At 32.5% G+C, this 15,755-nt stretch carries 8 protein-coding genes; 6 read left to right on the top strand and 2 right to left on the bottom strand.

Annotated features, from left to right (window positions below):
• Positions 1-78 precede the first annotated feature (78 nt).
• From AC3ITQ_RS06010 to AC3ITQ_RS05995, 4 genes are all read left to right on the top strand, one after another.
• Positions 79-5,124, top strand: coding sequence for an RCC1 domain-containing protein (locus AC3ITQ_RS06010; protein WP_489237296.1), 5,046 nt, complete (start codon positions 79-81; stop codon positions 5,122-5,124).
• Positions 5,125-5,282: 158 nt separating this feature from the next.
• Positions 5,283-9,809, top strand: a complete 4,527-nt coding sequence (locus AC3ITQ_RS06005) for a T9SS type A sorting domain-containing protein (RefSeq protein ID WP_489237294.1) — start codon at positions 5,283-5,285, stop codon at positions 9,807-9,809.
• Between the two features lie 2 nt (positions 9,810-9,811).
• Positions 9,812-10,504 (top strand): glycoside hydrolase family 78 protein, encoded by a 693-nt coding sequence (locus tag AC3ITQ_RS06000; protein ID WP_489237292.1) that lies wholly within the window; start codon positions 9,812-9,814, stop codon positions 10,502-10,504.
• Between the two features lie 147 nt (positions 10,505-10,651).
• Positions 10,652-11,671 (top strand): DUF481 domain-containing protein, encoded by a 1,020-nt coding sequence (locus AC3ITQ_RS05995; RefSeq protein ID WP_489237290.1) that lies wholly within the window; start codon positions 10,652-10,654, stop codon positions 11,669-11,671.
• Here AC3ITQ_RS05995 and AC3ITQ_RS05990 read toward each other — a convergent pair.
• Positions 11,668-12,525 carry an MBL fold metallo-hydrolase gene (locus tag AC3ITQ_RS05990; protein ID WP_489237288.1) on the bottom strand — a complete coding sequence of 286 codons (858 nt, stop codon included), beginning with the start codon at positions 12,523-12,525 and terminating at the stop codon, positions 11,668-11,670. The genes AC3ITQ_RS05995 and AC3ITQ_RS05990 overlap by 4 nt on opposite strands.
• Positions 12,526-12,615: 90 nt before the next feature.
• A complete protein-coding gene (locus tag AC3ITQ_RS05985; protein WP_489237286.1) occupies positions 12,616-13,539 on the bottom strand; it encodes a hypothetical protein in 924 nt (307 codons plus the stop codon).
• A 350-nt stretch (positions 13,540-13,889) separates the two neighbouring features.
• Between AC3ITQ_RS05985 and AC3ITQ_RS05980 the strand changes: the two genes are divergently transcribed.
• Together AC3ITQ_RS05980 and sufB are read left to right on the top strand one after the other, a co-directional pair.
• A complete protein-coding gene (locus AC3ITQ_RS05980) occupies positions 13,890-14,219 on the top strand; it encodes a HesB/IscA family protein (protein ID WP_026982558.1) in 330 nt (109 codons plus the stop codon).
• 81 nt (positions 14,220-14,300) lie between these two features.
• Positions 14,301-15,749, top strand: a complete 1,449-nt coding sequence (sufB, locus tag AC3ITQ_RS05975) for a Fe-S cluster assembly protein SufB (protein WP_489237284.1) — start codon at positions 14,301-14,303, stop codon at positions 15,747-15,749.
• Positions 15,750-15,755: the final 6 nt, after the last annotated feature.

The following is a 15,755-nucleotide window of genomic DNA, read 5'->3' as shown; positions in this document are numbered from 1 at the left end:
GTGTAGGTACTAAAACTGAATTTATGAAAATAAATTTCAATCAAAACCATAAATTCAAATAATAGAAAATCTTAACATATGAGAAAAACTTTACTTTTATTTTTAATACTTTCTTATTCACAAATAAATGCCCAATGCTGGAAAACAGTAACTGCTGGATATAGTTATACTGTAGCTACACAAACAGATAATAGTTTATGGAGCTGGGGTAGCAACAAGGAAGGGCAATTGGGAGATGGCACCATTATAAATAACTATACACCACAAAAAATCGGAACAGCTACTGATTGGAAAATAGTAGTTACCGGAACTAATCATACGGTTGCACTAAAAAACGATGGTTCTTTGTGGGCCTGGGGAAGCAACAAGGAAGGGCAATTGGGAGATGGTACCTCTACAAATAAAAGTGTTCCTACACAAATCGGAACTGCTACTAATTGGCAGACAGTGGCAGCAGGAAATCAATATACAGTTGCCTTAAAGAACGATGGAACTTTATGGGCTTGGGGAGATAATTATTTTGGAGAACTAGGCAACGGTACCAGTTCGGGTAGCAACACTCCTAAGCAGATTGGAACAGCTGCAGATTGGAAATCGATAACCGTAGGTTATTATCACACGATTGCCATAAAAACCGATGGCTCTTTATGGACGTGGGGAGGAAATAATGCTGGACAATTAGGAGACGGTACCACTACTAAAAGTTATTCACCAAAAAAAATCGGAACAGCAACTGATTGGAAAACGATATGTGGAGGAGGCAGTCATACACTTGCTATAAAAACAGACGGATCCTTATGGGCTTGGGGACAAAATAAATATGGAGAATTAGGAAACGGTACAACTACGGATAGTTATGTTCCGACGAAAATAGGAACGTCCACCAATTGGAAAAGTTTAGGAGCGGCGGGCGATCATACAATTGCCATAAAAACAGATGGCTCTTTATGGAGCTGGGGATATAATTCGCATAACGAATTAGGAAATGGCACAACTCTCAACAGCCTCATCCCAGTACAAATAGGAGCTTCAAAAAATTGGCAAGAGGTAAACGCAGGTTGGTATTATACAGCTGCTGTGAGTTCTGATGGCGTTATGTGGACTTTCGGAGATAATTCTGATGGTCAATTAGGTGATGGTACAAATGTTTATAAAAATGTACCAATAACCGTTGTGTGTCCAGCTTCGTTTGTAATAACAACATCTCAAGCCAATATAACTTGTTTTGGCGATAAAAATGGTTCAGCTTCTATAACAGCTGTTTCGGGCGGTACGGCTCCCTATACATATCTTTGGTCTAATGGAAAAACAACCAGTTCTATAACGGCATTAGCTGCCGGAAATTACTCCTGTACCATAACAGATGCTGCTTCATTATCAATTACAAAAAATTTCACTATCACGCAGCCAGCGCTTCTTAATTTAATAGTAACAAGTACAAATTCGTCATGTGACAACAATAATGGTAAAATAACCGCTATTGCAACTGGAGGAACACTACCATACGAATATGCACTTTCGCCCTTTAGTTATCAATCTTCGAATGTATTTGCTGGTTTATCTCCAGGAAATTATGTGATAGATGCAAGAGATGTAAATGGGTGTATAGTTTCATATAATATAGTCATTTCTGCAGGTGAGACACCTCCTCCAACTGCCAGTTCACAAACATTCAATAATATCACTACAGTTGCAGACTTAAAAGCTTCCGGAATTAATTTGAAATGGTATGACGTTCCTGTTGCCGGAACTGCTTTAAATTTATCGACTGTATTACAAACAGGTACTTACTATGTTTCGCAAACAATCGACGGATGCGAAAGTCTACTGAGAGCCGCAGTCAACATAACAGTTACATTGCCTTCAGGAAATGAGCAAATACCAACAAATGGTTTAGTTGCTTATTATCCTTTTAATGGAAGTGCAAATGATACTAGCGGAAACGGATCGAATGGAACTGTTACTGCCGCTACCTTAACATCAGACAGATTCGGAAATAGCAATACTGCATATAGTTTTGATGGTGTAAACAGCTATATCGATGCGGTTATACCAAATATTCCTCAAAATAATGCTCCCAGAACAATTTCAGGATGGTTTAAAACAAATGATGCTTTTTCTGATCCCAATAAAAGTGAAGTTTCAATTTTTAATTACGGTACCTTAGCTAAATTACAAAGATTGTCTCTTTCTATTTATGGTAAAGGTTATCTCCAAATGATAAGTGGAGCCTATTCATCTAGTGACGACTATTATATCAACAACTTTAATTACTCCAATAATGATTGGTACTTTTTTACGCTTACCTATGATGGATCTAAACTTTCGATATTTGTAAATGGTAATTTTGTAGATCAAAAAGCTGTAAATTTAAATACTGTTGGCAACATCTTTAGAGTCGGTCAAAGAATTTCTGGAGATAGCGTAAACGAAGGTTTTAAAGGAACAATAGATGATATTGCCATCTGGAATCGTGTTTTGACTCCGGAAGAAATTTCGGCTTTATATACACCAGGAAAACCTGAAATTGCTTATACCTTAATTCCCGATGCCAATTTTGAACAAAAACTAATTAATTTAGGAATTGACACTGATGGATTAAATGGAAAAGTTCTTACTGATACTATTAGCACTGTAAAGTTCTTAGACCTTACCAAAAGTAATATTTCAGATTTAACAGGAATAGAAGACTTTGTATCATTAACTGATTTGTATTGTGGTCAAAATTCATTAACAAAAATAAATGTAAGTAAGAATACCGCTCTGACTACTCTGGACTGCAACAACAATATGATAACCTCTTTAGATGTAAGTAATAATATTGCTTTACTTAATTTGAGCTGCTATTCAAATCAATTAACAGCTTTAGATGTTAAAGTAAATACAGCGTTAACAAAATTAGATTCGGGTTCAAACAAATATACTACTCTGGATGTAAGCTCAAATACTGCGTTAACATTTTTGGGCTGTAATACTAGTCAATTAACCAGTTTAGATGTAAGTAATAATACAGCTTTAAATCTGCTGGATTGTCGCGAAAATAAATTAACCCAATTGGATGTTTCTAACATCACTACTCTAACAGAGCTATATTGTCAATCTAATCAATTAACAAATTTAGATATAAACAAAAACAAAGCTTTAGAATTTTTAAATTGCTCAAAAAATCAACTAACCACTTTAGATGTTAGCGTAAATACTGCCTTAGTCGGTTTATATTCTAATTCTAATCAATTAACGAGTCTAAATTTAAAGAATGCAAACAATATTAAACTTGCATATCTAAATTTTATAAACAATCCAAATCTAAGCTGTATTCAGGTTGATGACGTTTCATATGCAAACACCAATTGGGCGACTAAAAAAGATGCTGCCGCAATTTTTAATACTAGTTGTGAAACTTATACCTTAATTCCGGATATTAATTTTGAAAAAGCTTTAATCGCAAAAGGAATTGATTCAGGAGTTACAGACGGCAAAGTCCTTACATCTAATGCAGTTGCAGTTACTGATTTATTTATAAGCTCAAACTCTATTAGCGATTTAACCGGAATTCAGGATTTTACATCTTTAATAAATTTCGAATGCGACAATAATAATGTTTCAGATATTGATGTTTCGAACAACACCAAATTAAAATATTTATCTGTCGGAGGTAATCAGTTGAAAAAATTAGATGTTTCTAAGAATACAGCTTTATTAGATTTGTACTTTCATGAAAATCAAATTTCAAACATAGATGTTTCTCAAAATACTGCCTTGAAAACGTTATATTTTACAAATAATGCAATTACAAATATTGATGTAACCAATAATCCTGCTTTAACACATTTGTATTGTAATTCTAATCAATTAACTACATTAAACGTTTCTAAAAATACAGCTTTAACAAACTTATTTTGTGATCATAACCAACTAACGAATTTAGACATTTCAAATAATACTATGCTTGAGGCTATATACTGTAATAGCAATCAATTAAAAAGTTTAAATACCTCTAAAAACACAGTATTAATAAGAATAGAATGTGACACTAATCAAATAACAAGTTTGGATACTTCCAAAAATCCTTTACATATTTTAAATTGCTCATCTAATCAATTAACAGATCTCGATCTTTCAATGAATACCGGTTTAAATTCCTTGTCTTGTAATAATAATCAATTAACAAGCCTAAATTTAAAAAATGGAAATAACTCGAGTTTTGGAAATATGGGCGATAATTTCAAGTACAATCCAAATTTAACTTGTATTCAAGTTGATGATGTAGCTTTTTCAAATGAAAGATGGTCCGGGGCAAAAGATGCTACAGCTAGTTACAGCGTTTTATGCGAAAACCAGATTATTCTAATTCCCGACGCCAATTTTGAACAAAAATTAATTGATTTAGGAATTGATTCTGATGGTTTGAATGGAAAAATAACAATTACCGATGTTAAGCAGGTTACCAGCCTGGACCTTTCTAACAGTAACATTAAAGATTTGGCGGGAATTGAAAATTTCACGGCACTAACTTATCTGGATTGCAGTAATAATCAATTGACATCACTAGATCTTACTAATAATGTACTTTTAGAAACGCTGAATGCTTCTTCAAATCAAATTACATCATTAGACTTATCTAAAAACAGTAAGCTTACAATTGTGTATGTAGTTTCAAATCCGCTGCTGTATTTAAATCTACAAAACGGGAATAATACAAATATGATCATCCTGAATGTTACCGGAAAAAATACTGCAAATAATATTACAACCACCTTTCTTGGTCTCGATAAACTTGCTTGTGTAAAGGTAGATGACGCGGTTTTTTCAAATGCTAACTGGTCAAAAATTAAAGAAGAAAGCACTGTTTATTCCACAACTTGTACTTTAGGAGTTGAAGATTCTGTTTTTGAAAAAACAGTTTTATATCCAAATCCAACAAAAGGAGAAGTGAGCATAGATAATCTTGCTTTAAAAAAAGTAACTATTTACAGTACAACCGGGCAATTGGTAAGAACATTTAATTTTGATTCGAACAGTACTAATAACACAATCAATTTGGCCAGTCTTCCAAAAGGAATTTACTACGTTTATTTAATCAGTGATGACGCTGCTTCTGTTAAAAAAATAATAGTAGAATAATTTTTACAACCAGAAATTCTGTTTTCATTAAGCCGAAAATAGAATTTCTTGTTTTTATTCTTTCCTAGTTTAAAAAAAAACGCACTCTTTACGTCTTCCCGTAAGAAAAAATAATTTAAAACCCGTACACTTGCGCGACCAAATCATAATCTTAATCTATGAAAACAAAACTACTTTTAATCTTATTATTACTTTCTTTAACCACAATGGCCCAAACCAATTTGGTGCCAAATGGTAATTTTGAAACCTGGACTTCATCCTCGCAGCCAGACAATTGGTATGGCTTTTTTAGTGGTTATATTTCACAAAGTACAACTGCCCAAAATGGATCATCGAGTACAAATATGATGATTGCCACTGGTACATTTACTTATATTAATAGTGAATATTTTGCTGTTGAGGCAAATAAAACCTATCGTGTAACTTTATATCATAAAGCTATTTTAGGAACATTTTCTTCTCTTGATTTGAGTGTTTATCATAAACCTGGTACTTTTAAAGAAGAAATTGCTAAAAAATCAGATGTTACTTTTTCGACATCAGAATGGAGAAAAATTGAATTCGAATATACATCAACCGTATCTGAAAATATAGAAATTGATGTTACAGCAAACGGGGCTCTAAACTCTGAAATTTTAGTTGACAATGTTTCTGTTGTAGATATTGCAGAAGTACCTGAGCAATACACAAATATTCCGGATGCAGAGTTTGAAAGCTATCTGGGTTATCTGGGTTATGACAAAGACGGTATTAACGGAAAAGTGCTTACAAGCGCGATTTCGACAGTAAAATCATTTGATCTTTCATACTATCAATGGAACATTAATGATTTAACCGGAATTGAAGGCTTTACTGCACTTGAAAACTTGACTTTTAGAGGTAATACAGGTAGTCTTACATCTTTAAATGTTTCCAAAAATTTAATGCTTAAAAAACTAGATTGTAGTTTAAACACATTGACAACTCTGGACGTTTCTAATAATCTGGAGCTAGAAAGCTTAATTTGCAGAAGTAATAAACTTACGACTTTAGATGTTTCTAAAAATTTAAAACTTAAAACATTAAACTTTGATGGTAACCAAATAACTTCTATTTCTATAGCAGACAATAAGGAATTGGTTGAATTTAATTGTTATAATAACAAAATAACTAGCCTAGATGTCTCCGACAACGTATTATTAACAGATTTAAATTTCGGAATTAATCAACTAACTTCAATAGACATTTCTAATAACGTTTTATTAAAAAATTTAATCTGTAATAATAATAAATTAACAGAATTAAATCTTTCTAAAAACAACAAACTAGAAATAGTAAGAACTGCCAATAATAGTTTAGTTACGCTGGATTTGAGCCAACAGCCAAACTTAAAAACACTTGAGTGTTATGGAAATAAAATAAACAATTTAAACATATCTAAGAATACTTTATTGACCGGTCTGGCATGTTATAACAATGAGTTGACACAACTGGACGTTTCTAACAACAAAGAACTTCTAACAATAGACTGTCTTTCTAACAGACTAAAAAACTTAGACGTTACTCAAAACACAAAATTAGTTACACTGACTGCACATTTTAATGATTTAACTAAAATAGACGTATCTAATAACGTATTACTTAACCGACTATCTCTAGATTACAATGAATTAACCGATATAGATTTATCCCATAATTTAAAATTAGAATCATTTGATGGAAGTAATAACCCTTTAAAAAATCTTGACCTATCTAAAAATGCAGCTTTAATTTATTTGTATTTGGAAGGAACTAAAATCGAAAGTTTAGATTTGTCATTTAATACAAAATTAACTTATGCAAAACTTGCCTCTAACAAGTTATTATATGATCTTAACTTAAAAAACGGGAACAATAGTGCATTAGATATTAACTTACTAAACGATCTAAGTTTAGCTTGTGTTTTAGTAGACAATAAAGTCAATGCAGACACAAAATGGAGCGATAAGAAAGAAATCTGGACAAAATTTTCTGAAGATTGCAGGCCTTACACTGTTATCCCCGATTCCAATTTTGAAGATAAATTAATCGCTTTAAAAATTGATATTGATGGTAAAAATGGTCAGGTTTTAACTTCGAGCATTGCCACAATAAAAACACTAGATGTTTCAAACAGTACTATTGCTGATCTAACAGGAATTCAGGATTTTGCAAGTCTGCAAACTTTAAACTGTAAAGACAATCAATTATTATTTTTAGATCTTTCTAAAAATAGTGCCTTAACTTCTGTAAATACTTCGAACAATAAACTAGTAAGTTTAGATTTAAAAAATGGTAAAAATACTTTACTAAACAAAAGCACTTCTTTATTTACAAACAACACAAATTTAAAATGTATTCAGGTAGATAATGAAGATTATTCGAATACAAACTGGTCAGGTTTAAAAGATGCTACTGCAAATTATAATACAATTTGTAATGCTTTTGTAGCAATTCCCGACTCCAATTTTGAAAATAAATTAATTGATTTAGGAATTGATGTTGATGGTAAAAACGGGAAAGTATTAACCTCAAGCATTGCTACAGTAACAACTTTAGATATATCTTCAAGTTCGATCTCAAACTTAACCGGAATCGAAGGATTTGTTGCATTAAAACAATTGGATTTTTCTTCAAATAATTTAAAAGCTGTTGATTTGACTAAAAATGTTGCACTAACGTCATTGAATGCTACGTCAAATCAGTTACTAAACTTAGATCTTTCAAAAAATACGGCATTAGTGCAGGTAGACTGTTCAACAAATAACTTATTTAGTTTGAATTTGAAAAATGGAAACAATCTAAATTTCACTGGCGGTAACTTTAAAAACAACCCTAAACTAACTTGTATTCAGGTTGATGACAAAGATTTTTCAGACACGAACTGGCCAAATTTAAAAGAAACAACCATTTCTTATGCTTTAGTTTGTGACGATAATAGTTTTACATTAATTCCGGATGCTGTTTTTGAAAGCAAATTAATTCAACTTGGAATAGACAAAGATGGTGCTAATGGGGGTGTTTTGACATCAAGTATTTCTTCTTTAAAAGAAGTAAATCTTTATTTACCTCAAGGCTCAAATGAATCTACCATTCAGGATTTAACAGGAATACAAGATTTTAAAGCTTTAGAAAAACTATATGTTTCTAACAATCAATTAACCGAACTCGATCTTTCTGGCAATATTGCGTTAACCGAATTAAGTTGTGGTTATAATCGTTTAAGTAAGATTAACTTATCTAAAAACACTTTACTTACAAAAGTAGACTGTCAAAACAATTATTTTACACAAATAGATTTTTCTAAAAATACAGAGCTTTTAACTGTTAATTGTCAGGAAAACAAATTGACATCATTAGATTTTTCTAAAAATCCAAAATTTAATTATTTATACGCCCACACTAATAAATTAACCAGCTTGAATTTAACAGCAAATCCAAGTCTTAACTATTTGAACTGTGCTAATAGTTTGCTTGAAACTTTAGATCTGTCAAACAATAAGTCTATAATGTATCTTTTTTGCGAAGGCAATCGATTTAAAACTTTAGACGTTTCAAACCAAACCTCATTGTCACAATTTGGCTGTGACAACAATTTACTAACTTCAATTAATGTGTCTAAAAACACCTATATGTCTCACTTTTCATGTAGCGGAAATCAATTGACCGTTTTAGATCTGTCAAGCAATTCAAATTTATGGACATTATATTGTAAGGAAAACAAATTAACAACTCTAAATATTTCAAAAAATAAAAAATTAGAATACATCAATTGCAGTTCAAACAATCTAGTAAGTCTAAACATTAAGAATGGAAATAATGTTAATTTCGAAGGATTAGACAATGATTATTCTATAGACTTTAGAAACAATCCTAATTTAACTTGCATCCAGGTTGATGATATTACTTTTGCTAACGAAAAAATGGCCAGTAAAAAAGATGCTACAGCCACTTATAATACCAATTGTGGATCTACTCTTGTATTACCTAACGATAATTTTACTGTAGAGACAAAGGGCGAATCATGTTTAGGGGAAAACAATGGAGAAATTAATGTAACAGCACAAGCAACCTATGTTTATGAGGCCATTATTAGTGGAAAAACATATCCTTTCACTAACAACAGTTTAAAAGTTGCAAGCTTAGCTCCGGGAAATTACACTATTTCAGTTACTATTCCTGATGAAAACTTTGAGCAAAACTTCAATTTTACAATTGTAAAAGCTGCTACTACTACTGGAAAGTCTAGCATAACTTCTAAAAAAGTAGATATAGAAATTACTGAAGGCACAGCGCCATTTACAGTTTCTATTGACGGAACAGAACAGTTTCAAACGAACAATTCTATTTTCTCAATAGAACTTAAAGAAGGTGGATTAATTGAAGTAGCAACAGCAAAAGCCTGTGAAGGAATTTATTCTAAGAAGGTTCAAACAGCAGATATTTTAGGAACAATTCTTTCTGCACACCCAAATCCAACTACTGGAATTTTTGAAATCGAAGTTCCAACTAATAAAAATGAAGTTGTAATAGAACTTTACAATTTTGGCGGGCAATTAATTTCGAGCAAAAATTATGTTATCGAAAACGGAACAGCAAAATTAACTCTTGAAAATCAGCCTTCAGGGATTTATGCAGCCAAAATCTATTTAGAAAAGCCAGAATATATTAAAATCATAAAAAGATAAAGATGAAGAATTTTATATACCTCTCAATTATTGGACTTTCACTAATTTCATGTGGCGGAGGAGAAGATTCACCGCCTGTTGAAGAAGTAAATGTTGCTCCTAGCACACCAACTTTAACACTTCCGGTTGACAATAAATTATGTGTCGACAATACTGTTGCTTTTCAATGGAATGTTTCTACAGATGCAAACAAGGATATTATTACCTACAAAATTGAAGTTGCAAAAGACAATGCTTTCTCTCAAATTGTAAAAACAGCCGAAATTAAGACCAACAGCACTTCTGTAGCTTTAGAAAAAAATACTGCTTATTATTGGAGAATAAAAGCAACAGACAGCAAAGGTTTATCAAGCGCTTATTCTGCTACTTTTAAACTTTACACTACCGGAGAGGCTGTGGTTAATCATTTGCCTTTTTCACCTGAATTAGTTGCGCCTGTATTAAATACAGCTTTAGACGGAACAACCACTTTATTAAAATGGAGTGCTTCTGATGTTGACACTTCTGACGCTCTTACGTATGATGTTTATTTTGGAACATCCAATCCGCCAACTGAAAAAGTAAGTGAAAATGCGGCTGCAATTTCTACCACTGTCACAATAGAACCTGCTAAACAATATTACTGGAAAGTTGTGGTAAAAGATAACAAGGGAGGAGAGACCATTGGTCAGGTTTGGAAATTTAAAACAAACTAGTATTCTTTAAAATAACACTATACTCTAATCTAAAATCCCATTTTCACTACTACTGAAAATGGGATTTTTTTTTGAATCTGTTTTACATTGCATTTTTATTCCTAACTTTAATTTTACAGCTGATAACCAACACAATAAATTCGGTTTATGAATAAAATTATCTTCTTGTTTTTTATTCTATTCTTCTCTTCAATCTATGCGCAAAAGTCAGATACTTTGGTGCTAAAAAACAATGATATTATTATAGGTGAAATAAAATCAATGAATAAAGGAATATTGCAGATCGAAACTGATTATAGCAAAGACGATTTTAAACTGGAATGGAAACATGTAAAAAACATTTCTTCAACAAGGACTCATATCATAACCTTGTCTTCTGGCGCTTTATTAAACGGAACGATTTCAAAAAGCAAAACTCCAAATAAATGTGACATTAAAGATATCGAGACCCAAAATAGAACCGAAGTTAGTCTAACCGATATTGTATATATAAAACCCGTCGATGATAGTTTCTGGGACCGACTCGATGCCAGTTTTGATGTGGGAATAAAATTGACAAAAGCCGAAAACTTACAGCAATTAACGATAAATGCAAATCTCGGATACACAGCAAAAAGATGGTTTGCCACCGGAACCTATAAACAAATTCAATCAGTCCAGGATGATAGCGATCCTATACGGAGGATTGATACTGATCTCAGTTATGTACATCTTCTGGCAAAAGATTATTTTATTCCGCTATCCGTAACTACTTTATCTAACACAGAACAAGATATTGCCCTACGTATTATTTCAAAAGCAGGTTACGGAAAATACATCCTGCATGACAATAAAAAATACTGGGGAGTTGCCTCCGGATTGTCCTTCAATCACGAGCGCTATACAGGTGTAAGCGATGCCAATAAAAGTTTGGAACTTTTTTTAGGAACCGATTTTAATCTCTATGATCTTGGTGATTTCAGCATTCAATCAAAAGTAACCGTTTTTCCAAGTTTAACAGAAAATAAAAGGGTGCGTACCGATTTTAATCTGGATACCAAATACGATCTGCCACTTGATTTCTTTATTAAACTTTCGTTTGTTTATAATTATGATAACAAGCCAAAAAACGATGCGCCTAAAGACGATTATGTTTTTCAGACAACATTTGGATGGAAATTAGATTAAAAAATATCTTCGCAGGTTAACACCTCTTTTAAACGAACTCCTTTTTCAGTATGCTCCACAGTTATAATTTGATTGTGAGCATCGTGCTCCAGAAATAAATAATAATTTTGATCAGCCGCCGCATTCAATAATTTTGCTTTTTCAGGCATTGTTAATAAAGGTCGTGTATCATAACCCATTACATAAGGAAGCGGGATATGTCCGGCTGTTGCCAATAAATCGGCACAAAAAACGATGGTTTTATCTTTATATTGAATATGCGGAATCATTTGCTTTTCGGTATGACCATCGACATAGAAAATTCCAAAATTCATTTCTTCTGAAAAGCCGTAATCAACATCAGGACGCTTTATAAAATTTAGTTGTCCGCTTTCCTGCATTGGTAAAATATTCTCTGATAAAAAAGAAGCTTTTTCTCTTGGGTTTGGTTTCGTTGCCCATTCCCAATGATTTTCATTCGTCCAATATTTAGCATTTTTAAATGCTGGTTCATATCCGGTTTTATCAGCATTCCATTGCACACTTCCTCCGCAATGGTCAAAGTGCAAATGCGTCATAAAAACATCCGTAATATCATCCCTTTGAAAACCATATTTTGCCAATGATTTATCAATAGAATGGGAACCCCAAAGCGAATAATAACTGAAAAATTTCTCTGATTGTTTGTCTCCCATTCCGGTATCAATCAAAATCAGGCGATTTTGATCTTCAATAAGTAAACAGCGCGCTGCAATATCAATTAAATTGTTTGCATCTGCGGGATTGGTTTTGTTCCAGATTGTTTTAGGAACAACGCCAAACATAGCACCACCATCTAATTTAAAATTTCCGGATTCTATTGGGTAAAGTTTCATGAGAGTAAATTTCTGATAGAACAAATCTAGGAAATCCAATTTCCTTATACTAGAAATTTCTATTTAAAACTTCCTTCAAAAAACAGAGGCTTACTCTAAGGTAATTGAAGTACTTCCAAAAATTTCCTGCTTGTCGAAGAAGTTGACAAAATAAGTTCCTTTTGGAAAATGACCATCATCAGAATTCAAAACCCCATAAACATTGGCAGGTTTTCCCTGAAAATCAACTGCTACAATAAAACTGTAAACTAAAGCTTTGTCGTTTCCGAATTCGATTAATTTATCTTCGCCTAAAACCTTGTTCTTTTGATCCAGAACCTGAATATAAAAAATTCGTTTTCCGGTTTTTGCGATCGAATTTCCATTTATTGTAAAACTTATTTTTAGCTTTTGAGCATTTTTAGCTTTATCCGTCTCAAGCTCTACGCCCGACTTTTTCTCACGAAGCGCTACTACCTTAAAATTATTCATTGCCAATTTTGAAGCATCTTTTAAGGTCGACTCTAACATTTTTTGTTTAGAAATTAATGTGTCATTTTCAGCTTTTTGTTGGTACATTACCACATTCTGATCCTCAATTTCAGACAATAGATTTTTATTCTGTGATTTTAAATTTTTAACCTCTAAAACACTTGAATTTAATGATTGTCGTAAGTCTGCGAATTGCTTACGATAAAGTATAATCTGATCTGTCGAAGGATTCTTTGAAGCTTTTATTATTTCCGTCAAATTTTGGATATTCTTTCTTTCTAATTCTAATTGTTGCGACAAAGCTGTTTTTTCTAAAATAGCGACATCATACGCCAATTTTAAAATATTCAAAGAATCCAATATGTCCTTTTGTGCAAGTTCTTGTTCGCTAAATTTGCTAACATCCTGTTTTTCCTTCTTTATAGTTAGAGATGAATCAGGATTAGATTCATTACTAAAAATATAAAATGTAGCACCTAATCCAAAAACAAATAATACTGCAAAAAGTGCTTTTATCCACCCAATTTTGTAATGTTTTTTCATAATTACCCATAATTTTGTGCAAAAATACCACAATTCTATCGGTTAAAACAAGTATAAATACGGTATTTTTAACTTATATCCCAAATTATTATCAATTTAAAAAGCTTTCAAGTGAAATTCAAAAAAATGAATTTTGTTTATCATAAAACAGATTTTTCTAAAACAAAATAACTTCTATCTATTTTAACATTTGTTATAATAATGTGAACCGTTATGGAAAAAGGTTTTTAAGTCGTATCTTTGCAGACAATTTCATTTGAACATTGAAACACAGCACTTTAAAATTGTAATAATTTCATTACTATTTGAATTGCAATTTAAAAATGAAAGAAAATTAAATACCATAAACAATGATAAAAGTTTCTGATACAGCCAAAAAGAAAATCATCGACTTGATGAGTGATGATGGTTTTGATGCCGCACATGACTACGTACGTGTAGGTGTGAAAAGTGGCGGATGCTCTGGTTTGTCGTATGATTTAAAATTTGACAAAACCAAAGGCGAAGACGATAAAATATTTGTAGACAACGACATAACAATTGCAGTTGAGAAAAAATCATTTCTATATTTAGCTGGAACAATTCTGGAATTTTCAGGAGGGCTAAACGGAAAAGGATTTGTATTCAATAATCCAAATGCAAGCAGAACTTGTGGTTGTGGAGAATCATTCTCTCTATAATTAAAAAAGAATAACAAGACTAATAAAGCGTAATTCTTTGAAATTTTTGAAAAATTATAGCTTTAAATCTTTACATCAAAAATGAGCAAATACACAGAAGACGATTTAAAAATCGAACTCGAAACTAAAGAATACGAATACGGGTTTTACACCGATATCGAATCGGAAACGTTCCCTATTGGCTTAAACGAAGATATCGTAAGAGCTATTTCTCTTAAAAAAGAAGAGCCAGAATGGATGACCGAATGGCGCATCGAGGCTTTTCGTGCCTGGAAAGAAATGATTGAGCCGGAATGGGCAAATGTTCATTATCAAAAACCAGATTTCCAAGCCATTTCTTATTATTCGGCTCCAAAACAAGTTGATCCAAACAAAACTTTGGATGATGTAGATCCGGAACTTTTAGAAATGTACAAAAAGTTAGGAATCTCTGTTGACGAACAAAAAATGATGAACAATGTCGCTATGGATATTGTGGTCGATTCTGTTTCTGTTGCAACTACTTTCAAGAAAACATTGGGAGAAAAAGGAATTATTTTCTGCCCGATTTCTGAAGCTATCAAAGAACATCCAGAATTGGTAAAAAAATATTTAGGAACTGTTGTACCTCAAAAAGACAACTTCTACGCAGCATTAAACTCAGCAGTTTTCTCTGACGGAAGTTTCTGTTATATTCCAAAAGGCGTTCGTTGCCCAATGGAACTTTCAACGTATTTCAGAATCAATCAGGCAGGTACAGGACAATTCGAAAGAACGCTTGTTATTGCTGATGCGGGAAGTTACGTTTCTTACCTTGAAGGCTGTACAGCTCCAAGCCGTGATGAAAATCAATTGCACGCTGCTGTGGTTGAATTAATCGCTTTGGATGATGCAGAAATTAAATATTCGACTGTTCAAAACTGGTTCCCAGGAAACAAAGAAGGAAAAGGTGGGGTTTACAACTTCGTAACCAAAAGAGGTTTATGCGAAACAAACGCTAAAATTTCATGGACACAAGTTGAAACAGGTTCTGCTGTAACCTGGAAATATCCTTCTTGTGTATTAAAAGGAGATAATTCGGTAGGAGAATTTTATTCTATTGCCGTTACCAATAATTACCAACAGGCAGATACCGGAACTAAAATGATCCATTTAGGTAAGAACACTAAATCGACTATTATTTCTAAAGGTATTTCGGCTGGTAAATCACAAAACAGTTACCGTGGATTAGTGCAAATTAGCCCAAGAGCTGAGAATGCAAGAAACTTTTCACAATGCGATTCTCTTTTAATGGGTAACAATTGTGGAGCGCATACTTTCCCTTACATCGAAAGTAAAAATCCATCGGCTAAAATCGAGCACGAAGCAACTACAAGTAAAATTGGAGAAGATCAGGTTTTTTATTGCAACCAAAGAGGTATTCCGACAGAAAAAGCGATTGCCTTAATTGTAAACGGTTTCAGTAAAGATGTATTGAACAAATTACCAATGGAATTTGCTGTTGAAGCTCAAAAATTATTAGAGATTTCTTTAGAAGGATCTGTTGGATAATTGAAA

This window comes from Flavobacterium sp. KH_001 (assembly GCF_057840745.1).
The sequence above is the reverse complement of the archived record's forward strand: the minus strand, read 5'-3'. Positions and strand labels throughout refer to the sequence as shown.